The organism is Streptomyces sp. 351MFTsu5.1 (assembly GCF_000383655.1).
Taxonomy (GTDB): Bacteria; Actinomycetota; Actinomycetes; order Streptomycetales; family Streptomycetaceae; genus Streptomyces; species Streptomyces griseorubiginosus.
This window is the reverse complement of the sequence record NZ_KB911779.1, coordinates 491554-513396: the sequence shown is the minus strand read 5'-3', so window position 1 is coordinate 513396 and position 21843 is coordinate 491554. Positions and strand designations below refer to the sequence as shown.

At 70.8% G+C, this 21843-nt stretch carries 22 protein-coding genes; 13 read left to right on the top strand and 9 right to left on the bottom strand.

Annotated features, from left to right (window positions below):
- The first annotated feature begins 10 nt into the window (after positions 1-10).
- Entirely contained in the window at positions 11-1063 is a 1053-nt protein-coding gene (locus tag H295_RS0114430; protein ID WP_020136045.1) for a lysophospholipid acyltransferase family protein, read from the top strand.
- A 69-nt stretch (positions 1064-1132) separates the two neighbouring features.
- On the opposite strand, the gene H295_RS0114425 is transcribed toward H295_RS0114430, so the two are convergent.
- The 3 genes from H295_RS0114425 to H295_RS0114415 form a co-directional block, all read right to left on the bottom strand.
- A complete protein-coding gene (locus tag H295_RS0114425) occupies positions 1133-2347 on the bottom strand; it encodes a DUF5667 domain-containing protein (protein WP_020136044.1) in 1215 nt (404 codons plus the stop codon).
- A 243-nt stretch (positions 2348-2590) separates the two neighbouring features.
- Complete coding sequence (locus H295_RS0114420) at positions 2591-3364, bottom strand: ECF subfamily RNA polymerase sigma factor, BldN family (RefSeq protein ID WP_028809350.1); 774 nt, start codon at positions 3362-3364, stop codon at positions 2591-2593.
- A gap of 315 nt (positions 3365-3679) precedes the next feature.
- The gene (locus tag H295_RS0114415) at positions 3680-4582 is read right to left on the bottom strand and encodes an HAD family hydrolase (protein WP_051135548.1); all 903 of its coding nucleotides are present in this window, start codon (positions 4580-4582) and stop codon (positions 3680-3682) included.
- Between the two features lie 103 nt (positions 4583-4685).
- On the opposite strand from H295_RS0114415, the gene H295_RS0114410 reads away from it, so the two are divergent.
- The 7 genes from H295_RS0114410 (at position 4686) to H295_RS0114380 (ending at position 12234) form a co-directional block, all read left to right on the top strand.
- Positions 4686-4964 carry a glutaredoxin family protein gene (locus tag H295_RS0114410; protein WP_020136041.1) on the top strand — a complete coding sequence of 93 codons (279 nt, stop codon included), beginning with the start codon at positions 4686-4688 and terminating at the stop codon, positions 4962-4964.
- Positions 4965-5199: 235 nt separating this feature from the next.
- The gene (locus tag H295_RS0114405; RefSeq protein ID WP_020136040.1) at positions 5200-6000 is read left to right on the top strand and encodes a redox-sensing transcriptional repressor Rex; all 801 of its coding nucleotides are present in this window, start codon (positions 5200-5202) and stop codon (positions 5998-6000) included.
- Complete coding sequence (locus H295_RS0114400) at positions 5997-7706, top strand: glutamyl-tRNA reductase (protein WP_020136039.1); 1710 nt, start codon at positions 5997-5999, stop codon at positions 7704-7706. Before H295_RS0114405 ends, H295_RS0114400 begins: the two co-directional genes overlap by 4 nt.
- Positions 7703-8662, top strand: coding sequence for a hydroxymethylbilane synthase (hemC, locus tag H295_RS0114395; RefSeq protein WP_028809349.1), 960 nt, complete (start codon positions 7703-7705; stop codon positions 8660-8662). Before H295_RS0114400 ends, hemC begins: the two co-directional genes overlap by 4 nt.
- Complete coding sequence (locus H295_RS0114390; protein ID WP_043217452.1) at positions 8659-10365, top strand: uroporphyrinogen-III synthase; 1707 nt, start codon at positions 8659-8661, stop codon at positions 10363-10365. The genes hemC and H295_RS0114390 overlap by 4 nt, the downstream gene beginning before the upstream one ends.
- A 224-nt stretch (positions 10366-10589) precedes the next feature.
- The gene (gene hemB / locus H295_RS0114385; protein WP_020136036.1) at positions 10590-11582 is read left to right on the top strand and encodes a porphobilinogen synthase; all 993 of its coding nucleotides are present in this window, start codon (positions 10590-10592) and stop codon (positions 11580-11582) included.
- A 295-nt stretch (positions 11583-11877) separates the two neighbouring features.
- A complete protein-coding gene (locus H295_RS0114380) occupies positions 11878-12234 on the top strand; it encodes a DUF805 domain-containing protein (RefSeq protein WP_020136035.1) in 357 nt (118 codons plus the stop codon).
- A gap of 29 nt (positions 12235-12263) precedes the next feature.
- On the opposite strand, the gene H295_RS47515 is transcribed toward H295_RS0114380, so the two are convergent.
- Positions 12264-12440 carry a hypothetical protein gene (locus H295_RS47515; RefSeq protein ID WP_199788585.1) on the bottom strand — a complete coding sequence of 59 codons (177 nt, stop codon included), beginning with the start codon at positions 12438-12440 and terminating at the stop codon, positions 12264-12266.
- A gap of 231 nt (positions 12441-12671) precedes the next feature.
- Here H295_RS47515 and H295_RS0114370 point away from each other — a divergent pair, with 231 nt between their 5' ends.
- Positions 12672-13574, top strand: coding sequence for an SAM-dependent methyltransferase (locus H295_RS0114370; protein ID WP_020136033.1), 903 nt, complete (start codon positions 12672-12674; stop codon positions 13572-13574).
- Between the two features lie 114 nt (positions 13575-13688).
- Complete coding sequence (locus H295_RS0114365) at positions 13689-14891, top strand: PLP-dependent aminotransferase family protein (RefSeq protein ID WP_020136032.1); 1203 nt, start codon at positions 13689-13691, stop codon at positions 14889-14891.
- A gap of 46 nt (positions 14892-14937) precedes the next feature.
- Here H295_RS0114365 and H295_RS0114360 read toward each other — a convergent pair whose 3' ends face one another.
- Together H295_RS0114360 and H295_RS0114355 are read right to left on the bottom strand one after the other, a co-directional pair.
- Positions 14938-15534 carry an NADPH-dependent F420 reductase gene (locus H295_RS0114360; protein ID WP_020136031.1) on the bottom strand — a complete coding sequence of 199 codons (597 nt, stop codon included), beginning with the start codon at positions 15532-15534 and terminating at the stop codon, positions 14938-14940.
- 25 nt (positions 15535-15559) lie between these two features.
- Entirely contained in the window at positions 15560-16393 is an 834-nt protein-coding gene (locus H295_RS0114355) for an inositol monophosphatase family protein (RefSeq protein WP_020136030.1), read from the bottom strand.
- Positions 16394-16540: 147 nt separating this feature from the next.
- Between H295_RS0114355 and H295_RS0114350 the strand changes: the two genes are divergently transcribed.
- Positions 16541-17482: a LysR family transcriptional regulator gene (locus tag H295_RS0114350; RefSeq protein ID WP_020136029.1), complete on the top strand. Its 942-nt coding sequence runs from the start codon at positions 16541-16543 to the stop codon at positions 17480-17482.
- Here H295_RS0114350 and H295_RS0114345 read toward each other — a convergent pair.
- From H295_RS0114345 to H295_RS0114335, 3 genes are read right to left on the bottom strand one after another with little or no spacing between them, the layout of a single operon-like run.
- The gene (locus H295_RS0114345; protein WP_028809348.1) at positions 17452-18279 is read right to left on the bottom strand and encodes a DUF4253 domain-containing protein; all 828 of its coding nucleotides are present in this window, start codon (positions 18277-18279) and stop codon (positions 17452-17454) included. The two genes, H295_RS0114350 and H295_RS0114345, sit on opposite strands and share 31 nt — an antisense overlap.
- A 44-nt stretch (positions 18280-18323) precedes the next feature.
- Entirely contained in the window at positions 18324-18500 is a 177-nt protein-coding gene (locus H295_RS0114340) for a DUF397 domain-containing protein (protein ID WP_020136027.1), read from the bottom strand.
- Positions 18497-19321 carry a helix-turn-helix domain-containing protein gene (locus H295_RS0114335; RefSeq protein WP_020136026.1) on the bottom strand — a complete coding sequence of 275 codons (825 nt, stop codon included), beginning with the start codon at positions 19319-19321 and terminating at the stop codon, positions 18497-18499. Before H295_RS0114335 ends, H295_RS0114340 begins: the two co-directional genes overlap by 4 nt.
- 113 nt (positions 19322-19434) lie before the next feature.
- Between H295_RS0114335 and H295_RS0114330 the strand changes: the two genes are divergently transcribed.
- Together H295_RS0114330 and H295_RS0114325 are read left to right on the top strand one after the other, a co-directional pair.
- Positions 19435-19836 carry an ATP-binding protein gene (locus H295_RS0114330; protein ID WP_020136025.1) on the top strand — a complete coding sequence of 134 codons (402 nt, stop codon included), beginning with the start codon at positions 19435-19437 and terminating at the stop codon, positions 19834-19836.
- A 56-nt stretch (positions 19837-19892) separates the two neighbouring features.
- Entirely contained in the window at positions 19893-21827 is a 1935-nt protein-coding gene (locus tag H295_RS0114325) for a P-loop ATPase, Sll1717 family (RefSeq protein ID WP_020136024.1), read from the top strand.
- Positions 21828-21843: the final 16 nt, after the last annotated feature.

Sequence of the window (21843 nt, the reverse complement as noted above, 5' to 3'; positions counted from 1 at the left end):
CGCATCAACGATGGCGGACGCCAAGGTCATTCCGTTCGACGACGACCGGTCCCGCGCGGGCGCCGTGCAGCGGCCGCAGCGGCGCCGGAGCGGGGGGAGCCGGCGCAAGGGCCCCGAGCCCGGGCCGGTCCGTGAGGTCCAGCCCCTGCCCAGCGCGGCCCCGGCGCAGGATGATGTTCCTGTGACGCGTGAGGAACAGCCGCCGCAGCAGGCGAACGACGAGGGCGGTCTGGAACGGCGGATCGCGGGGGGCCTGAACTTCCTGCGCCGGCGGCTCACGGGGGACTACGAGGTCGACGACTTCGGCTATGACGAGGAACTCACCGACCAGGTCCTGATGTCGCTGCTGCGGCCGGTGTACGAGAAGTACTTCCGGGTCGAGGTGAAGGGCGTCGAGAACATCCCGGCGGAGGGCGGGGCGCTGATCGTCGCCAACCACTCCGGGACGCTGCCGCTGGACGGGCTGATGATGCAGGTCGCCGTCCACGACCACCACCCCGCGGGGCGGCATCTACGGCTGCTCGCGGCGGACCTGGTGTTCATGCTGCCGGTGGTCAACGAACTCGCCCGCAAGCTGGGCCACACCCTGGCCTGCGCGGAGGACGCGGAGCGGCTGCTGGGGCAGGGCGAGGTGGTCGGGGTGATGCCGGAGGGCTTCAAGGGCATCGGCAAGCCGTTCAGCGAGCGGTACAAGCTCCAGCGCTTCGGCCGGGGCGGGTTCGTCTCCACGGCCCTGCGTCGCCGGGCTCCGATCATCCCGTGCTCGATCGTGGGCGCGGAGGAGATCTACCCGATGATCGGCAACGCGAAGACGCTGGCCCGCCTGCTCGGGTTCCCGTACTTTCCGCTGACGCCGACCTTCCCGTGGCTGGGTCCGCTGGGTGCGGTTCCCCTGCCGACCAAGTGGACGATCCAGTTCGGTGAGCCGATCCCCACGGACGGCTATCCGCCGGAGGCGGCGGAGGACCCGATGCTGATGTTCAACCTGACGGACCAGGTCAGGGAACAGATCCAGCACACGCTCTACAAGCTTTTGGTGCAGCGGCGGTCGGTGTTCTTCTGAGGGGGTTGGCGGTACGACTGTGGGGGCGCCCTCTCTGCACAGGGCGCCCCCACAGTCGTGCTGGAAGAGCTAGTTGGCTTCCTCGCCGTTGATGCCCAGGCCGGGGAGGAGGCCGGGGAGGAGCGGGGGGAGGGTGACGTCCGGGTCGGCCGAGGGGGACGGGGAGGTCGGGCTGGTGGTGCCGCTGGACTTCGGGGGGTCCAGGAGGCCGCCGGTGCTGCCGCCCAGGAGGCCGTCGTCCTGGTTGCCGGACGGGGACGCGTTGCCGGGGCTGCCGCCCTGGTGCTCGGTGGAGCCGCCGGAGCCCGGGGGCGTGGAGCGGTCGGTGCCTGTCGAGGTGTCCGAGGAGCTCGAACCGGAGCCCTGGCCCGGACCGCCGCCCTTGCCGCCGCTCTGCGTGGGCGTCTCGGGGAGCAGGGACTGGAGCGGGGCGACCTCTTCGTCTATGGCGTCGAAGACCGAGGAGACCTGCTGGCTGACATCGCCGAGCTGCACGGGGAGCCGCTCGCGGAGCGCGCCCCAGGCCTCTCGGTGCGAGCGGGAGAAACCGGCCAGGGCCTGGATGGGCCCCAGCGAGTTCGGGTCGCGCTCGTACGCCTCGTGCAGCAGCCGGTGGCCCTCGGAGGCGTCGTGCTGCATGCCGGACAGGGTGCGGCGGATCTCGCCCAGGGACTCGTGGTCGAGGTGGCCGCCCCGGCCGCGCTCCATGAGCCGACGTGCCTCGTTCAGCCGGGTGGAGGCCTGGTCGAGGTAGGCGACACCGCGCTCGTCGTCCCCGTCGGACAGGTAGTTGAGCTTGAAGTCCTCGATGCCGCGCTTGAGGCCGTACAGGGAGTCCCCCGGCAGCGCGTCCGAGCTGGCCGCGGCGACTCCGCCGAAGGCACCGGCGGCCACGCCGACGCTCAGACCGCCCGCGGCCAGGCCCTTGGTGAGCCGGGAACGCGGTCGCAGTTTGCCCAGCCCACTCGCCCGGTGCGCGCCCTTGGCCCGGTGGGAGCGCTGCTCGGGGACCGCGGGCTCGCCCACGGTGCCCTCCAGCAGCATGGCCTCCATCGCGGCCACCAGCTGGGCCCGCTGGACGACCTTGACCTCGGGGTCCAGCTCGGGCCTGGGCAGCTCGCCGAGACACTCCGCGAGGGTCAGCAGGCGGTCCTGCCCGGAGTGCTCCGCGGCGGCCGGCTGCTGTCCTTCGGACTGCTCGGCCGCCGGGTCCCGGTCGGACTGCTCCTCCAGGGCCTGGGCGAAGGCGTTCGCCCGCCGGTGCGCCGATACGTTCGCGATCACTGGCGGCACCTCCTCTCGTCATGACGGTCGACTCCCCAGGGGGTCCTGAGGGTTGCACACCCTGACCACAAGCACTCGATCGGGTGATCGAAGTCGGCCAGGGAGTGACCACAGGGAGCCTGCATCCCGCACAACGAGCGGCGCGGCACTTGGGTTACGGACTGCGGATGATCGGATCGCGGAGTCAACGGACTTTCACCGAGAGCGAGTTGGCGATTACCGGGTGTGCGCGGACGGGTGCTCTCAGCGGGCGTCGTCCGGGAGGAGCCGGGCCAGGGTGCGGACGGCCCGGTACTGGAGGGTCTTGATGGCACCCTCGTTCTTGCCCATGACCCGGGCGGTCTCGGCGACCGAGAGGCCCTGGAGGAAACGGAGGGTCACGCACTCCTGCTGCTGCGGGTTGAGCCGGCGGACGGCGTCGAGCAGCGCGGCGTTGGAGAGCGACTCCAGGACGGAGTCCTCCGGAGAGCGCTCCACCTCGTTGGCGTCGAGCATCTCGCCGGTGGTGACCTCGAGCCGGAAGCGGCTCGACTTGAAGTGGTCGGCGACGAGGTTGCGCGCGATGGTGACGAGCCAGGCGCCGAAGTCGCGGCCCTGCCAGGTGAAGGTGCCGATCCTGCGCAGCGCGCGCAGGAACGTCTCGCTCGTCAGGTCCTCGGCGGTGGCCTTACCTCCTACCCGGTAATAGATGTACCGGTACACCGTGTCGCTGTACTGGTCGTACAGGCGGCCGAAGGCGTCGGCCTCGCCGGCCTGGGCGCGTTCGACCAGGTCCATCATGCGGGCGCTGTCGCTGTCCGCGGCCGGACGGCGGGCCGTTGCGGCACCGGTCGAACGCCCTCGTCTGCCGACGGCCGCGGAACCTTCGGCCAGTGCGTAGCACGGGCCGATCGGTGCCGTGGCTACGGCGAGGGCGGGGACGGCGTACGCGGTGGGGACGAAGCCGCGCAACAGGTCTTGGACCGTTGCGCGCAGCGTAGCCAGGCCCGAGGCGTCAACCCCGACGTGTGGGTACACGGGACTCCCAGAGGCAGAGCTTCCATCACGTGCAGTGCGGGACCGTTCACCCGTCGTAGCGACGGAAGGGGTACCGGATTGCGTCTGAGGAGAATAACGCTTAGTGCAGGCCCTGCTACACCCAGTTGCTCTATTCATCGATTACGTCGCTTCTGTAACCGATTGATGCCCCATCAAGTACCGCAGAGTGACCGCTTGTTGATCGAAAGCGGTCACGTTCCGTCAGGGAAGGGGGCGTGTTGTGGCCGTGTGCAGCCAATGTCGCTGGACACGGCGTTACGCCGGTAAAACCCGGGGATCGGTGTGTTTGCCTGGCTAGCGGCGGCGCTTGTGCAGAGCGATCGCCGCCGCCGTGCCCCCGGCCACCGCGCCCACTCCGGCCGCCGCGGGGATGCCGACCTTCGCGGCCTTGCGGCCGGTGCGGTAGTCGCGCAGCCGCCAGTCCAGTTGACGGGCGTGCTTGCGCAGCTTGGAGTCCGGGTTGATGGCGTAGGGGTGGCCGACCAGGGAGAGCATCGGGATGTCGTTGTGGCTGTCGCTGTAGGCGGCGCAGCGGGACAGGTCCAGGCCCTCCGCCGCCGACAGGGCGCGCACCGCCTCCGCCTTAGCGGGGCCGTGCAGCGGCTCACCGACCAGCTTGCCGGTGTAGACGCCGTCCACCGACTCCGCGACCGTGCCCAACGCGCCGGTGAGGCCGAGGCGTCGCGCGATCACCTGGGCGATCTCCACCGGCGCCGCGGTGACCAGCCACACCTTCTGGCCGGCGTCCAGGTGGGCCTGCGCGAGGGCACGGGTGCCCGGCCAGATGCGCTCGGCCATGTACTCGTCGTAGATCTCCTCGCCGATCGACTGGAGTTCGGCGACGCGGTGGCCCTTGACGATGGACAGTGCGGAGTCGCGGGCCTCCTGCATGTGCTCGGGGTCCTCGGAGCCGGCCAGCCGGAACCAGGCCTGCTGCCAGGCGAAGCGGGCGAGGTCGCGCGTCTCGAAGAACTTCCGCTTGTACAGGCCGCGCCCGAAGTGGAAGAGGGACGCGCCTTGCATCACGGTGTTGTCCAGGTCGAAGAAGGCGGCGGCCTTGTCGTCGCCGAGGACCGGGAACGCGGGTTCCTCGGCGGGCACCGACTTGCGCGCGGCCTCCGCCGAGGCCTCGCCTGCCAACACGCTCCGCGCCGTGGCGGAGCGCCTACGGGGAGTGAGCCATCCGAGAGCGGCCATGGCGTGAGCATAGCCAGTTTGTTCGGGGGTTCCGGAGTCGTGAGGTTTGGAGGGTGTGAACTCTCCGAGACTCGGCCGTTAATCAGGCGGGAGAATGGGCCGCATGAGTCCCATCTTCCGCCGCAAGCAGGGCCGGGCCCCCGAGGACCGGCTCGTCACCCTGATCCGCAAGCCGGGCTGCCATCTGTGTGATGACGCACAGTCGGTGATCGAGAAGGTGTGTGGAGATCTCGGGGTTTCCTGGGAGTACAAGGACATCGACCAGGATCCTCAACTCCACGACCAGTACTGGGAGCAGATCCCCGTCGTGCTCGTCGACGGCGAGCAGCACACCTTCTGGCGGGTGGACGAGAACCGCCTCCGCAAGGCCCTGACCGACTAGTCTAACTGGTCCCGTTGGTCGCTTAGGATCGATGGCGATGTGGTCCCGGGGGCGAGATTGATGAGGGAAGTGTGCGGTTTTGCCTCCGAGAGAGACGCGCGTGACCCCGGTCACGTTGGCCGGGCAAATCGGACACCATCTTTGTGCACGCGTTCACAAAGACATAGCCTGCATTCGACGGGGCGGTCCGGGGACGCATGACCGCCCACAGCCCCGCTCTACCCGCAGGAGCACCGTGGCAACTGGCCGAACTCACCGACCGGCGACCCGTAGCCGAGGGATTCCCGAGGCCACCGTCGCCAGGCTTCCGCTGTACCTCCGCGCGCTGACCGCACTGTCGGAGCGCTCGGTACCCACGGTCTCCTCCGAGGAACTGGCCGCGGCCGCGGGGGTCAACTCCGCGAAGCTGCGCAAGGATTTCTCTTACCTGGGTTCTTACGGAACGCGCGGTGTCGGCTACGACGTCGAGTATCTCGTCTACCAGATCTCCCGCGAACTCGGCCTGACCCAGGACTGGCCGGTTGTGATCGTCGGTATCGGTAATCTCGGTGCCGCGCTCGCCAACTACGGCGGCTTCGCGTCCCGTGGATTCCGTGTGGCGGCGCTGATCGACGCCGATCCGGCGATGGCCGGCAAGCCCGTCGCGGGCATCCCGGTGCAGCACTCGGACGACCTGGAAAAGATCATCGAGGACAACGGCGTGTCCATCGGTGTCATCGCGACCCCCGCCGGTGCCGCCCAGCCCGTCTGCGACCGGCTCGTGGCCGCCGGGGTCACCTCCATCCTGAACTTCGCGCCGACCGTGCTGTCCGTGCCGGACGGCGTGGACGTGCGCAAGGTCGACCTCTCCATCGAGTTGCAGATCCTCGCCTTCCACGAGCAGCGGAAGGCCGGCGAGGAGGCCGCCGCGGGCTCGTCCGACGGAGCGGGTCCGGTCGCCGCGGCGGGCCGCGGTGCGTCCGCCCCCGCATCCGCTGCCGCCTCCGCATCCGACCAAGGGCCTGACGGGGACGTACCCGCCGTGATGCCGGCATGAGTCTCCTCGTCGTCGGACTGAGCCACCGCAGCGCACCGGTCAGCGTGCTCGAGCGGGCGGCCCTGCATGCCGATGCGCAGGTGAAGTTGCTCCAGGACACGGTCGCCGCGGAGCCGGCCACCGAGGCCGCGGTGCTCGCCACCTGCAACCGGATCGAGCTGTACGCCGACGTGGACAAGTTCCACGCGGGTGTGGCCGAACTGTCCACGCTGCTCGCCCAGCACAGCGGGGTGGGGCTCGACGAGCTCACTCCCTATCTGTACGTGCACTACGAGGACCGGGCGGTCCACCACCTGTTCTCCGTGGCCTGCGGGCTCGACTCCATGGTCGTCGGGGAGGGGCAGATCCTCGGGCAGATAAAGGACTCCCTGGCCCGGGCGCAGGAGCTGCACACCGCCGGCCGGCTGCTGAACGACCTCTTCCAGCAGGCCCTGCGGGTCGGCAAGCGGGCGCACTCCGAGACCGGGATCGACCGGGCCGGGCAGTCGCTGGTCACGTTCGGACTGGAGCAGCTTGCTTCCGGTACGGCCGTGCAGGACTGGGCTCTTGGTAAGAAGGCGCTGGTCATCGGGGCCGGGTCGATGTCCTCGCTGGCTGCGGCGACGCTTGCGCGGGTCGGCGTTTCCGAGGTCGTGATCGCCAACCGTACGGCTGAGCGGGCCGAGCGGCTGGCGGAGATCCTCAACGACTCGGCCGACTCGGACGTGGTTGCCCGTGCGGTACCGATGGATTCGGTGCCGGACGAGCTGACACGTGCCGATGTCGTGGTGTCCTGTACGGGGGCGACGGGCCTTGTTCTGACGGCTGAGGCTGTTGCTGCCGGCCGGGGGCTGGACACACAGCCCGGCGCCGGCGAGGTGCCGCCCCGCTTCGGGTCGGGAGCCGCCCCAGCGGCACGACTGCCCGCAGGCTCCGCGGCCGAAGAGAACTGTCCCCTTGACCTGGCCCCCATCCAGGCCACCCCCGGGTTCTCCGTGCTCGGTGAGGCCGCTGTTGCCGGGATGGCTGCTTCCGAGCTGGAGCAGCATGCCGCCTGGGTGGACAACGCCCCGAGGCCGCAGGGGGCCGTCGCTCTCGTCGATCCGCTCGCGGAGGCCGACGCCATCGCCGCGCTCGCCGCCACCGCCGCCGTCATCGGGCGGGTGCCCGAGCGGCGCAAGCCGGAGCCCGTCGCCGAGATCCCGCGGCCCGTTCCCTCGCTCTTCCTGCTCGACCTCGCCATGCCCCGGGACATCGACGCCGCCGTGCACCGCCTCACCGGCGTGCGGCTCGTCGACATCGAGTCGCTCGCCGAGGCCTCGGCCGACGCTCCCATGGCGGCCGACGTCGACCAGGTCCGCCGTATCGTCGCCGACGAGGTCGCCGCGTTCGGGGCCGCGCTGCGGGCCGCGCACATCACGCCGACCGTCGTCGCGCTGCGGACCATGGCCGCCGATGTCGTCGCCGGTGAGATCGCGCGGCTCGACGGGAGGCTGCCCGGCCTCGACGACAAGCAGCGCAGCGAGATCACGCAGACCGTGCGGCGCGTCGTCGACAAGCTGCTGCACGCGCCGACCGTACGGGTCAAGCAACTCGCGGCCGAGCCCGGTGGTGCCGGGTACGCGGACGCGCTGCGAACCCTGTTCGACCTCGACCCCGAGACGGTGGCCGCCGTCTCCCGCGCCGAGGACAGCACCACCGATGAGGAAGGCCGAGGGTCGGCATGAGTACCAAGGCGCTACGGCTCGGGACCAGGCGGAGCAAACTCGCCATGGCCCAGTCCGGGCAGGTCGCCAAGGCCGTGAGCCAGGTGACCGGGCGGCCCGTCGAGCTCGTCGAGATCACCACGTACGGCGATGTGTCCAGGGAGGCGCTCGCGCAGATCGGCGGCACGGGCGTGTTCGTGACCGCGCTGCGCGAAGCCCTGCTCAAGGGCGAGGTCGACCTCGCGGTGCACTCGCTGAAGGACCTGCCGACCGGGCAGCCGGACGAGCTGGCGCTGGCCGCCGTACCGCCGCGCGAGGACCCGCGGGACGTCATCGTCGCCCGGGACGAGCTGAAGTTCACCGACCTGCCCCGAGGCGCGCGCATCGGCACCGGCTCGCCCCGGCGCATGGCCCAGCTGAACGCGTACGCCCGCGCGCACGGGCTTGATATCGAGACGGTTGCGATCCGGGGGAACATCGACACCCGGGTGCGGTTCGTGAGCGATGGTGAGCTTGATGCGGTGGTGCTCGCCGCGGCGGGCTTGCAGCGCATCGGCCGTATCGACGAAGTGACCGATTTCCTCTCGGTCGACACAGTTTTGCCCGCTCCCGGCCAGGGAGCACTCGCGATCGAGTGCACCGCGGACAACGCGGACCTGATCGCAGCGCTCGGCGAGCTCGACGACCCGTTCACGCGGGTCGCCGTGACCGCCGAACGGTCACTGCTCGCCGCCCTGGAGGCCGGCTGCTCCGCCCCTGTGGGCGCGCTGGCCGACCTTCTGGCCGACGGGCAGATTGTCAAGGAAATGCGCCTGCGGGGCGTCGTCGGCACGACCGACGGCTCTCGCATGGTGCAGTTGTCCACCACCGGTCCCGTGCCCGAGACGTACGACCAAGCAATGGCGCTCGGCCGTGAACTCGCGGCCGGCATGCTTGCCGAGGGCGCGGCCGGTCTGATGGGGGAGCGAGCACAGTGAGCCCCACCACCCTTCCCGCCGGTCCTGAACACGGGCACGTCACCTTCCTCGGTGCCGGACCCGGAGATCCGGGACTGCTGACTCTGCGCGCCGTGGAGGCGCTCACGAACGCGGACGTCCTCGTCGCCGGGCACGAAGTGCTCGACGTCGTGCGCGTCCACGCTCGGTCGGGCGTCGCCGTCGTGAACACGGACACGGAGTCGCCTTCGGCTCCGGTTCCGGGCACGGGCGCGCCCCAACTGACAGTTGTTGACAGCACGTCAACAACCGCCCCTGCCCCCGCTGTACGGGATGCGGCACATCTTGTCATGGAGGCCGCGCGGGGCGGCAGGCGGGTCGTCCGTGCGGTGTCCGGGGACCCCGGACTCGACGCGTACGCCGCCGAGGAGATGCTGGCCTGCGCCCGCGCGGGCGTGCCGTTCGAGGTCGTGCCCGGTGTCGCCGCGGCCGTCGGCGTGCCCGCGTACGCCGGCGTGCCGCTGCGGGACGCGCACGGCGCGGACGTGCGGTTCGTCGACGCGCGCACGGCCTCCGACCGGTGCTGGACGGAGGTGGGGGCGTCCGACGGGACCGTGGTCGTGTCGACGTCCCTGGACTCCGTCGGCGCCGCCGCCGGTGAGCTGGTCGCGGCCGGGCGCAAGCCCGACACCCCGATGACGGTCACCGTCGCCGGTACGACGACCCGGCAGCGGACCTGGACGGCGACGCTGGGCACCATCGCCCAGACGCTCAAGCAGGCCAAGGTGCTGCCCTCGCCCGAGGGCGGGCGGCCGGTGATAGCCGTGGTCGGTGAGCGGTCCGCCGCGGCTCAGCGCGAGCAGTTGTCGTGGTTCGAGTCCAAGCCGCTGTTCGGGTGGCGGGTGCTCGTACCGCGTACGAAGGAGCAGGCGGCGTCGCTCTCCGACCAGCTGCGGTCCTACGGGGCCGTGCCGCACGAGGTGCCGACGATCGCCGTCGAGCCGCCGCGGACGCCGCAGCAGATGGAGCGGGCCGTCAAGGGGCTCGTCACCGGGCGCTACGAGTGGATCGCGTTCACCTCGGTCAACGCGGTGAAGGCGGTGCGGGAGAAGTTCGAGGAGTACGGGCTCGATGCCCGTGCCTTCGCGGGGATCAAGGTCGCCGCGGTGGGGGAGCAGACGGCGAAGGCGTTGATCGCGTTCGGTGTGAAGCCTGATCTCGTGCCGAGCGGTGAGCAGTCGGCCGCGGGGCTCCTTGAGGACTGGCCGCCGTACGACCCGGTGTTCGACCCGATCGACCGGGTGTTCCTGCCGCGGGCCGACATCGCCACGGAGACGCTGGTCGCCGGGCTCATCGAGCTCGGGTGGGAGGTCGACGACGTCACGGCGTACCGGACCGTGCGGGCGTCGCCGCCGCCGGCGGAGACGCGGGAGGCGATCAAGGGGGGCGGGTTCGATGCCGTGCTCTTCACTTCGTCGTCGACCGTGCGGAACCTGGTGGGTATCGCGGGGAAGCCGCACAACGTGACGGTGATCGCCTGTATCGGGCCTGCGACGGCCAAGACCGCCGAGGAGCATGGGCTGCGGGTGGATGTGATGGCTCCTGAGCCGTCGGTGCATCGGCTGGCCGAGGCGCTCGCGGACTTCGGGCTGAAGCGGCGGGCGGCGGCGGTGGAGGCGGGCGATCCGGTGACGCGGCCGAGTGAGCGGCGGCCGGGGGCGCGGCGTCGGCGGTCGACCACCTGAGGTTGTTCGGCGGGTGCGGGTGCGTGGGGGCTGGCGTTTTTTGCGCAGTTCCCCGCGCCCCTGAAATCCGTGGCGCAGGCCGCCTGCACCCCCCAGGGGCGCGGGGAACTGCGCGACGAGCCACAACGCACCCGCACCCGCCCGACTGCCTGACCGGCACCCCCTTGGGCCTCCCGACGTCACGTCGGTAAAGGGGGTCACGGGGCGGGCGTAGCCTCGAGGGTATGACGATGTACGGATCCTTTCCCGGTGCCCGGCCCCGGCGGCTGCGGACCAACCCCGTCATGCGGCGCATGGTCGCCGAGACCCGGCTGGACCCCGCTGACTTCATCCTTCCGGCGTTCGTGCGGGAGGGCGTCAGTGAGCCCGTGCCGATCGCGGCCATGCCCGGGGTCGTGCAGCACACCCGGGACAGTCTGAGGAAGGCCGCCGTCGAGGCCGTGGCCGCCGGGGTGTCCGGGATCATGCTGTTCGGGGTGCCCGAGGAGGAGAAGAAGGACGGCCTCGGGACGCCCGGGACCGACCCTGACGGGATTCTCCAGGTCGCCATCCGGGACGTGCGGGCCGAGGTCGGTGACGAGCTGCTCGTGATGTCCGACCTGTGCCTCGACGAGACGACCGATCACGGGCACTGCGGGGTGCTGGACGCCGAGGGCCGGGTCGACAACGACGCCACCCTCGAGCGGTACGCCGAGATGGCTCAGGTGCAGGCCGACGCGGGCGCTCATGTGGTCGGGCCCAGCGGGATGATGGACGGTCAGATCGGGGTCATTCGCGATGCCCTTGATCAGATCGGGCGGGAGGACGTGGCCATCCTCGCGTACACGGCCAAGTACGCCTCCGCCTTCTACGGCCCTTTCCGTGAGGCCGTCGGGTCTTCGCTGAAGGGTGACCGCAAGACCTATCAGCAGGACCCCGCGAACGCGCGCGAGTCGCTGCGGGAGCTCGCCCTCGATCTGGAGGAGGGCGCCGACATGGTGATGGTCAAGCCGGCCGGGCCCTATCTCGACATCCTCGCGCGGGTCGCGGACGCCGTGGACGTGCCGGTGGCCGCGTACCAGATCTCGGGTGAGTACTCGATGATCGAGGCCGCCGCCGAGAAGGGCTGGATCGACCGGGACCGGGCGATCCTGGAGTCGCTGACCGGAATCAAGCGGGCCGGGGCGCGGAACATCCTCACCTACTGGGCGACCGAGGTGGCTCAGAAGCTGCGCTGACGGGGGCGTTGATACGGCGTGTCACGGCAACGTTTCGAGCTCGGTCCGGATACGGGCCGAGCTCGTTCCGGCCAACGTCAGGACAACGCCGTTCTGTTCGGTCGGTGATCTTCGTATGATCTGTCCCGAATCGGGCTTCTGGCGGGGTGGATTTGTCGGGATGTGACAGGTGCCTGTCTTGATGGACTGCTTACATCCGTCGAATTGACGAGTTCTCGACATCGTTCATATCTTCTGCGCCTGGCCTGATCCATTCGGAACGGTTCCGGATGTCGATTCCTGGGGGGACACCACCATGAGCTGGTTCATCGAGGCACTCAAGAAGTACGCGGTCTTCAGCGGTCGTTCGCGCCGCAAGGAGTACTGGATGTTCGCGCTGTTCGCCGGGATCATCTACGTGGTGTTCCTGGTCCTCGGCCTCGTGAGCAAGCAGTCGTGGCTGCCGATCCTGCCCTACATCGCCTTCCTGCTGCCCGGCCTCGCCGTCACCGCGCGCCGTCTGCACGACACCGGCCGCAGCGGCTGGTGGATCCTCTTCGGCCTGGTCCCGCTCGTCGGTGGCATCACCCTGTTCGTCTTCTCCGTGCTCGACAGCGAGCCGGGTGACAACAAGTACGGCCCGAACCCGAAGCTGGCCCCGGCGCACGTGTGATGCCGTAACTCCGCTTCGAGGCCGCCCGGTCAGTGCCGGGCGGCCTTCGCGTTTTCCGCGGGGGCGACGGCGGCCGGCCCGGCCTTGGCCGGGCCCTCGTCGCGCACGCCCTGGCCGTCTTTGCAGCCCGAGAGGGTGAGGAGGGCGAGGAGGGTCAGCGGAACCATGGCGGTGCGGACGTGGTGCATGTGGGGTCGGGTGGGCATGGGATCAGGTTGCGGGGCGGGTGCGGTGTGCGCCAGACCCGGTGGGGGATTCGGGACGGGGAGCTTGGGGGAGCCCGGCTGACCTGCGCGGATGTCGTGTCCCGAGCGGCCCTCGTGGGATGCGGGACGGGGCATGTCGGGCATCGGGCACCATCAAGTCGCCCTGGGAGTTAGGTTCTTGACCATCGCGGTGGTTGTCCGTTGAAGGACCTACTCACAGGGGAGACGTCCATGTCCGGTGACGCGCTGAGCCAGGATCCGGCCGAGATGGCCAGGCGGATCGACACGACCAAGGCGCACTCGGCCCGCGTCTACGACGTGTTCCTCGGCGGCAAGGACAACTACCCCGTCGACCGTGCGGCAGCCGCCGCCGCGCTGGCCGCCAACCCGCGCGGCTACCTCGATGTGCGCCACAACCGCGACTTCATGCGCCGGGCCGTGAGCCGGCTGGCCGGGCGGGACGGGATCCGGCAGTTCCTGGACGTCGGCACCGGGCTGCCCACCGCCGAGAACGTCCACCAGATCGCCCAGCGCATCCTGCCCGAGACGCGGGTCGTATACGTCGACAACGACCCGGTGGTGCTGGCCCACGCGCGGGCCCTGCTCACCAGTGGGCCCGAGGGGCGTACCGACTACATCGACGCCGACTTCAAGAACCCCGCGCAGATCCTCGAACAGGCCGCCAAGACCCTCGACTTCGACCAGCCGATCGCCCTGGGACTGGTCGCCCTGCTGCACTTCGTCGAGGACGAGCAGGCCTATCCCATCGTGCGGGAGCTGGTGGAGGCACTGCCGGCGGGGAGCCGGGTCATCCTCAGTCATCTCACCGACGAGATGCATCCCGAGCCCATGCGCGCCGTGCAGCGGACGTACACCGAGCGGGGGTTCACCTTCGTGTTCCGGTCCAGGCCGGAGGTGGAGCGGTTCTTCACCGAGGTACCGGGGGTACGTCTGGACGAGCCGGGGGTCGTGCCCGTGCACCGGTGGCACCCCGGCCCGGCGCCCGCGCCGCCCGCCATCGAGCCCGAGGACTTCGAGGCGCTCGACGACATCGAGAAGATCCGCTACCGCGACATCAACGACGTCACGGACGCCGACATCAACGTCTACGGGGCCACCGGCACGAAGTCCTAGCGAGGGTGGTGCGGGTGGCGGAGTCCGTATCGCGGAAAGGTGCTTGTAGACGGCACTTAGTTCCCTAGGCTGCGCTGCACCCTGTCGTCGCAGTCCGCAGCCCAAGGAGCCGTCATGACGGTGCCCACGTTCGCTTCCGTGCCGCCGCTCGCCGCCCGGGCCCGGGCGGTCGGCGGGTCGCCCGTACGGGACATCCTCGCCGTCACCGCCCGCCCCGAGGTGATCAACTTCGCGGGCGGGCTCCCGGCACCCGAGCTGTTCGACGCGGCGGGGATCGCCGAGGCCTACCGCGCGGTGCTGGAGGAAATGCCCGCACGGGCCCTCCAGTACTCCACCACCGAGGGGGAGCCCGTGCTGCGGGCGGCCCTCGCCGAGCGGATGTCGGTGCGCGGGCTCGCCACCGGCGCCAACGACGTCCTCGTCACCACCGGCTCCCAGCAGGCGCTCTCCCTCCTCGCCACCGCCCTGATCGAACCCGGAGACACGGTCCTCGTCGAGAGCCCCTGCTATCTCGCCGCCCTCCAGGCCTTCGGGTTCGCGGGCGCCCGGGTGGTCGCCGTGCCGGGCGACGAGGAAGGGCCCGATCCCGCGGCCCTGGAGGACCTCGTGCTGCGGGAGCGGCCCAAGCTGCTCTACACCGTGCCCACGTTCCAGAACCCGACGGGCCGGACCATGTCCGCCGCACGCCGGGCCGCCGTGGCGTCCGTGGCCGCGCGGTGCGGGCTGTGGATCGTCGAGGACGACCCCTACGGCGAACTCCGCTTCGAGGGCGAGCGGGTGCCGTGGATCGCCGCTCACGAGGAGGCCCGCGACCGGGTCGTGCTGCTCGGCTCCTTCTCCAAGGTGATGGCGCCCGGACTGCGGCTCGGCTGGCTGCGGGCGCCCGGCGAGCTGCGCCGGGCCTGCGCGGTCGCCAAGCAGGCCGCCGACCTGCACACCCCGACCGTCAACCAGCTCGCCGCGGCCCGCTATCTGGCCGACCGGGACCTCGACGCCCATGTGCGCCGGGTCGCGGGGGTCTACGGCGAGCGCCGGGACGCCATGCTGGCGGGGCTCGGCGAGGCCCTGCCCCCGGGCTCGACCTGGACCCGGCCCGAGGGCGGCATGTTCCTCTGGGCGCGCCTGCCGTCGTCGTACGACACCACCGCACTGCTGCCGCAGGTCGTGACCCGGGACGTGGCCTACGTCCCGGGGGCGCCCTTCTACGCCGGCGAGCCCGACCGGTCGACCCTGCGGCTGTGCTTCGTGACGCAGACACCGGAGGAGATCGGGGAGGGGCTGCGACGGCTGGGGGCCGGGTTGCGGGGCGGGGCGTAGGGGCTCGGCCGTCCTGGTGGACCGTGCTTCAGCGGTGATCGAGGCTTCAGCGGGTGATCGAGACGGCGAAGGGCGTGAACCCGCTGGACCGGATCACGTGCGGTACGAACAGGATCGCGGCCTCGGTGGCCCGCGCGGTGCCGATGCCGCCGAGGTCCGTGATCCACTCCTGGTGCCAGCCGAGGTCGGCGAGCAGCCCGCGTACGACCTGCTTGGCCTCCGGGTCCTCGCCGGAGAGGAAGGCGGTCGGTGCCTGGGTGAGCGCGGCGGGCGCGGTCATCACCGTGTAGAGCATCGTGTTGAGCGTCTTGACGACGTGGGTACCGGGGAGCGCTTCCTGAAGTCGCTCCGCGAGGCTCGACCCCGGGTAGAGCAGGTCGGCTGGCAGTCCGTCCGGGCCGTCGACGGTGGCGTTGGAGACGTCCACGAGGATCCTGCCCCGCAGTTCCTCGCGCAACGCCCCGAGCCGTTCCAGCGAGCCGGCGCCCGGGGTGGCGTTGATGACGATCCGCGCTGTCCGGACGGCGTCGGCGGCGGAGCCCGGTGAGCGGTCCGCCACGGTCACCTCGTGCCCGGCCCGGGTGAGGGCCAGGGCGAGGCTGCCGCCGACGTGGCCGTTTCCGAGAACGGCGATCGTGGTCATGGTGAGGGGGTCCTTTCGGCGTCGGTCAACGGGAGAGCGTGGTGACGGCTTCGGTGTGCACGCCGGGCGTTGCGGCCAGGAAGCTCTCGCTCTGCGGGGTCCAGGGGCGGCCCTCGGCGTCCGATATCCGCCCGCCGGCCTCGGTGACGAGCAGCGCCCCGGGAAGCAGGTCCGCACGGGCCCCGGCGAACTGCCAGAAGGCGTCGATCCGCCCCGCGGCCAGGTTCAGCAGGTGCAGGGTGGCGGGCACGGAGGTGCGCACCACGAGCGCGTCGAAGAGCATCGCGGTGATCGAGGCGCCGACGCGCCGCACGACGCCCTCGTCCTCGTCCGGCCTGGCCTGGCTGGTGGCCACGAGGCTCAGGCCGAGGTCCGTGGTCGGGGACACGTGCAGCGGGCGGCCGTCGAGGTGGGCGCCCGCGCCGACGCGAGCGGTGTAGGTCTCACCGGTCAACGGCAGATGGACCGCGGTGAGCACCGGCTGGTTGTCGCGCACGAGAGTGGCGGTCACCGCCCACTCCGGCAGGGCGTGCAGGTGGTTGACGTTTCCCTCGGCCGGATCCAGGACCCACCACTCGCCGGAGGGCAGCGCCCCGCCCGCGAGTTCGTCCTCCACCAGGCGCGCGTTCGGGCGCAGCCGGGTGAGGCGGGGGCGCAGGACGTCGAGCGCCGCGTCGTCGTTGGCGGCGAGCGCGCCCATCAGCTCGTCGCGGGTCTGGTAGCGGACCACGTTGCCGAACCGCTCCCGCAGCACCGCACCCGCCTCCCGCACGGCGATCGCGGTCTGCGCGAGCAGGTCGGCGTCGGACAGGTGGCCGGGAGTCGCGGCGATTCCGGTGGTCCGCGTCGATTCGGGCATGGCGGTGCTCCCGTCGGAGGAGGGGGGGATGAGGGGTGAAGAGGCGGACCAGGTGGAACCGCGTTCGGTTTCCGTGCCCGCATCTCGAAGGTAGGAGCGCCGTTGATTAACTGCAAGTGCATGTAAAGCACGGCTAGCATGACTCTCATGCAACTGGATCTGAACCTGCTTGCCGCGCTCGACGCGCTCCTGGAGGAAGGCAGCGTGGCCGGAGCCGCCGAGCGCCTGCACGTCACCGCCCCCGCGATGAGTCGAAGCCTCGGCCGGATCCGGCGCACGACAGGGGACCAGATCCTGGTGCGTACCGGGCGCACGATGACTCCGACGCCGTACGCGATCGCCGTGCGAGGGCAGGTGCACGAGCTGCTGCGGCAGGTTCAGGGCGTGCTGGCACCGAGCCGTGAACTCGACCTCGCTTCGCTCGAACGCACCTTCACGCTCCGCTGGCACGAATCGCTCGTCGCCCTCGGCGGCCCCGCACTGCTCGCGGCCGTACGGGAGCAGGCGCCGGGTGTGCGTCTGCGGTTCCTCGCGGAATCGAGCGTCGACACCCCCGAGCTGCGGCGCGGCGAGATCGACCTGGAGGCGAACGCGAACCGCCCGACCGCACCCGACATCCGCGCCGAACAGGTCGCCGAGACCCGGCACGTCATCGTCGTGCGGCGCGGCCACCCGCTCACCCGGGTCGGGACGGTCACCGCCGCGCGGTACGCCGAGGCCGAGCACCTCACCGTCTCGCGGCGCGGCAGGCTCGGGAACGCCCTCGACGACGCTCTCGCGCGGCTCAGCCTCACCCGGCGGGTGGTGGCGGCCGTGCCCACCGACGGGGCCGCGTTCGAGTTCGTGCGCGGCTCGGACCTTCTCGTCACCGCCCCCGAGGCGACGACGCGTTCAGCGGCCGCGGTTCTCGGACTGAGCCTGCTCCCCCTGCCGTTCGACCTGCCGCCGGCCGCGGTGTACCTGTCCTGGCATCAGCGCTACGACACCGACCCCGCACACGTCTGGCTGCGCGGTCTGGCGCGGACCGCGTTGGCGCCCGACGCCGATTCCGAGGTGGGTCAGTCCCACCAGAAGGACCAGGTCCGCTGACCGAGCACGGCGTGCTCGGCGTACGCGGCCAAGGTGCTGTGGCTGCCCTGGTGGATGTTGTCCGGGCAGAACGCGAAGTGTTCGGCGGCGACGGCCTCCGCGGCCTCCTGGGTGCTGGGCGGAGCGGCGACCGAGACCTCCAGCCGGTCGAAGTCCAGCGCGATGACGCGTATGCCGAAGCGGTCCTCCCAGGAACGCAGGACCGCGCACAGCCGCGCCACGTCGTTCTCGTGGTTCAGCGGGCCCGTCCAGCCGATCGCCGCCGGGATGTCCGCACTGCGGCGCGCCGGGACCAGCGCCAGACGCGGGTCCTTGAACCACGAGCCCTCGTCGAGAAGGGCGTCGGCGGTCTCGGCGGCCCGCCGGTCGGGGTCGACGGGGAGAGCGGAGGGGGCCTCCGCGAGACCCGGCCAGGACCAGTCGTCCTCCCCGGCCGCCCCCTCGCCGTCGTCGAGTTCGTCCCCGGCGTACGCCTCCCAGAAGTCCGCCAGGACCTCCTCCGGGTCGTGGTCCCCGGGGTACGACATCCTCCCGGGCATCAGCTCCCACTCCTCCGGCCCGCCCTGGCCGCCACCGACCTCTATCAGCACCGGCAGCAGACCCACGCGCGCGGCCCGGCCGCCCAGCGCGGTCCACGCCCCGGACGACGCCGCGTACTCGGCATGCCACAGCAACGGCTCGTGCCACGGACCGTCTTCGGTCTCGTCGATCAGCCTCCCCAGAGGGAGTCCGAGTCCGAGCGAACGACCGCTCGGGTCTGCCGCGAGTCGGGGCAGCGGGTTGGGAAGAGTCGCCATGCCAGTGACTGTAGGGGGAGCCACTGACAACGGGGTGCGGGGCGTTACTTGAGGGCGGTGGTGAAGGTGGTCCAGGTGGTGGGGGAGACCTGGAGGGGGGTCTTTTCAGGGTGCTTGGAGTCGCGGATGTGGATGGCCCGGGGGGAGACAGCCACTTCGAGACACTGGCCGCCCTCACTGCTGCTGTAGGTCGACTTGAACCACTGAAGTGCCGTGCTCATCGCTCTCCTAGCAGACGGTCCAACAGGCGTCTGGAGTCCTCAATGGTGAGGGCCTGAGTCCGCAGCATCGCATATTTGCGCGCCAGGATGGACACCTCGTCCGCGTTGGAAACCCACTGGCTGCCGCGTTGGGACTCGGTGTACGCGAGGTGCTGATGGTCGGGAGTCTCCAGGAGCGTGAAGGGGCCGGCGTCCCCGGCGTGAGAGTGGCGATCCAGCGGCAGGATCTGCAAGGACAGGCAAGGGAGTTCGGAGCACTCGCGCAGGAAGCGCAGTTGGTCCAGATGCGTCTCGCGACCGCCTGTGGGCATGAGGAGCGCGGGCTCCCAGACCACGAAGCTCAGCGTGGGTGGCACCCTGCGCTCAAGGATCTCCCGTCGGCCCACGCGCGCGGCGACCTTCGTCTCCAGTTCGTCGGAGTCGTAGGCCGGGACCCGTCCGCTCAGCAACGCGCGTGCGTACGGCTCGGTTTGCAGCAGACCGGGCACCACCAGGGCGTCGTACCAGGACAGGGCGATGGCCTCGCGCTCGTGCTCCACATACAGCTCCGCCCACATCGGGAACTGGTCGATGTCCGGCAGGTTGGCCACCCCCGCCGCCAACATCCCCTTCGTCTCCAGGACTTCGTCGAGCAGCGCGGCCAGGTCCGGTTTGAGTGTCCTTCTGCCCTGCTCGATCGACGCGATCGTCTCCTCGTCCACGCGGACCAGGCCGGCGAGGGCGATCTGGGTGTGGCCCGCGGCCCGACGCGCGGTGCCGAGTTGCTTGCCCAGCATCTTCAGGGACGTGAGGTTCTTCGGTCGCGGCTTCCTGGCGCTCATGAGATGGTCCATCCCCCTTGGCACGCGTACGTCACCGGGTAAGAGCCCGTACAAAAAATCTGTACGGCTTCACCGAGTGATCCACGGTAGTCACTCTCCGCAACTCTCGTCCCGTGAACGAGACGACCCGACTACCGCCTCTGCGTGAGCGGTTCTTCCGCCGTGAACGCCGATCCGCCCAGGCCGCACGCCGGTTCACGGCCGAGACCCTGGCCGGCTGGGGGCTCGCCGAGACACCGAGAACCGACGACGTGCTGCTCTGCGTGAGCGAACTCGTCACCAACGCGCTGCTGCACGGCGTACCGCCCGGACGGCAGCTGCGGCTGTTCCTGCGTCACGAGGGGCACGCGGTGGTCGTCGAGGTGCACGACAGCGGCCCCGGTGTCCCTCGGGTCGTGTACGACGGCGACGAGGGCGGCCGGGGCCTGCTGCTGGTGTCGGCACTGAGCGACAAGTGGGGGGTGCGGGAGCGGGAGTTGGGCAAGGCGGTGTGGTGCGAGTTCGCGTTGGCGTAGCCCGTCTGTCGGTGCAGCCCGCTACCTTGGGGATCAGTACGACCTAGGGGGACGGGATGGCCGACGGGCCGGGGCTCGCGCAGCTCCACTTCGGGCGTGAGGACGCCGAACGGGATGTGACCGAGGGGCTGTTGCTGCGAGGCGGCTTTCTGCCGAACGCCGCTTACCGGGGCGCGCTCAGCGGGCGCAAGATGCTGATCATCGGGCGCAAGGGGTCCGGGAAGAGCGCCATCTGCATGCAGCTCATGTCCGACGGCGAAGGTGGGCACCGGGGCGGCAAGGTGCTGGTCACCCCCGACGAGGCGGCGGGAGAGGAGATCCGGCGGTTCGAGCTCCAGGGGCTGCCAGGGGACTCCGCCAAGGCGTTGATCTGGCGGTACGTGTTCGCCGTACACGCCGCCAGGCATCTCGTGGACCATGCCAAGGGCGCTCATGACGGCGGCCACAAGGCCGACGCGGTGAAGGCGCTCGCGCGGTTCCTCAAGCAGAACGGCGAGGCGCCGGGTGGGGGCGGCCGGCTCGTGGAGCGTCTGGCGCAGGCCGCCCGTGGGCTGCAGAGCTCGCTGTCCCTGGAGGCGTTCGGGGTCAAGGCGAGCGTGGACCTCGCCCAGTCGCCGTCCGAAGGGGCCCGCGCGGCACGGCAGTTGGAGATCGTCGAGCAGGGCGTGGCGCGGGCCTTCGGCGACCTGGGCTGCGACGGCGCCGTACACCCGCCGCTGCTGCTCATGGTCGACCAGCTGGAACAGGTGTGGTCGGCCGAGCCGGACAGCAACTCCATGGTGATCGGGCTGCTGCTGGCGGCGAAGCACGCGGCGGGCCTGTACGGGCGGGCCGTGCGGTTCCTGCTGTTCCTGCGCGCCGACATCTACGACTCGCTGTCCTTCGGGGAGGGCGACAAGTTCCACGGCGACGAACTGCGCATCGCCTGGACCGAACAGGCTCTGCGGGACCTCGCGTTGGCGCGGGCGCGGGCGTCCGTCGGGGACGAACTGACCGGGGACCGGCTGTGGAAGGAGCTGTTCCCCGAGTCGGTGGCCGGTGAGGAGATCACGGGCCATCTCTTCGGGCGCTGTCTGCCGCGGCCCCGGGACGCCATCCAGTTCCTCAACCTGTGCCAGGAGAAGGCCTGGCTGGAGCACGAGCGGGACCGGATCACCGAGGCGGACGTGGTGCAGGCGGGCCGGCAGTTCTCGGAGTGGAAGCTCAAGGACCTGACCTCGGAGTACCTGGTCGCGCACCCGTTCCTCAGGAACCTCTTCCCGCTCTTCCGGAACACCGGGTACGTCGTCACCCGCACCGCGCTGGCCAGACGGTTCGAGGCCGCCGCCGAGACCCTCCACCACGACTTCCCGGCGTACGCGAACGCGTTGACGCTCCCCGGGATCATCGACGTGCTGTACGGGACCGGATTCCTCGGCGTGCGGCGCGGCAACGACGTGGTGTACGTGGGCGACGACGGACTGCCGGTCCAGCCGCACGAGACGGAGTTCCAGGTCCATCCCTGCTTCCGGGCGGCGCTCGGTGCGACGACCGCGTTCGACCTGCGGCGCTACGAGCCGCAGTTCGCGGGCGCGCGGATCGCCTCAGGCACCGCGGGCCCGCCCGGCTCGGGTCCGTCGTCCCTCAACCGCGACGACCGGCTCCTGATGCAGCTCGCGCGCTCCTGCCACTCGATCCTCGCCCAGGTGGGGCGGGCGGTGGCCCTGACACGGGACGTCCGCGACGAGATCACTGCCCAGGTCACCTGCGTCCTGGACGAGGTCAACGGCATTCCTCCGGGTGGGGCCGCGTCCGCCGGGGTCGACGTCGACGACCACCTCCTCACCACCGCCCACTACTTCACCGGCCTCGCCGCCGAACTCCGCGCCGGCGGCCTCGAGGAGGGCACGGGCATCGGAGAGGTCGCCGGCCGGATGGAGGAAGAGGCACGCAGACTACGCCGCACGGCGGGCGGCTCCTACGGAAGCTCCGGTGAGTCCGGGGGGGCCTGACGCGCCATACTCGTAG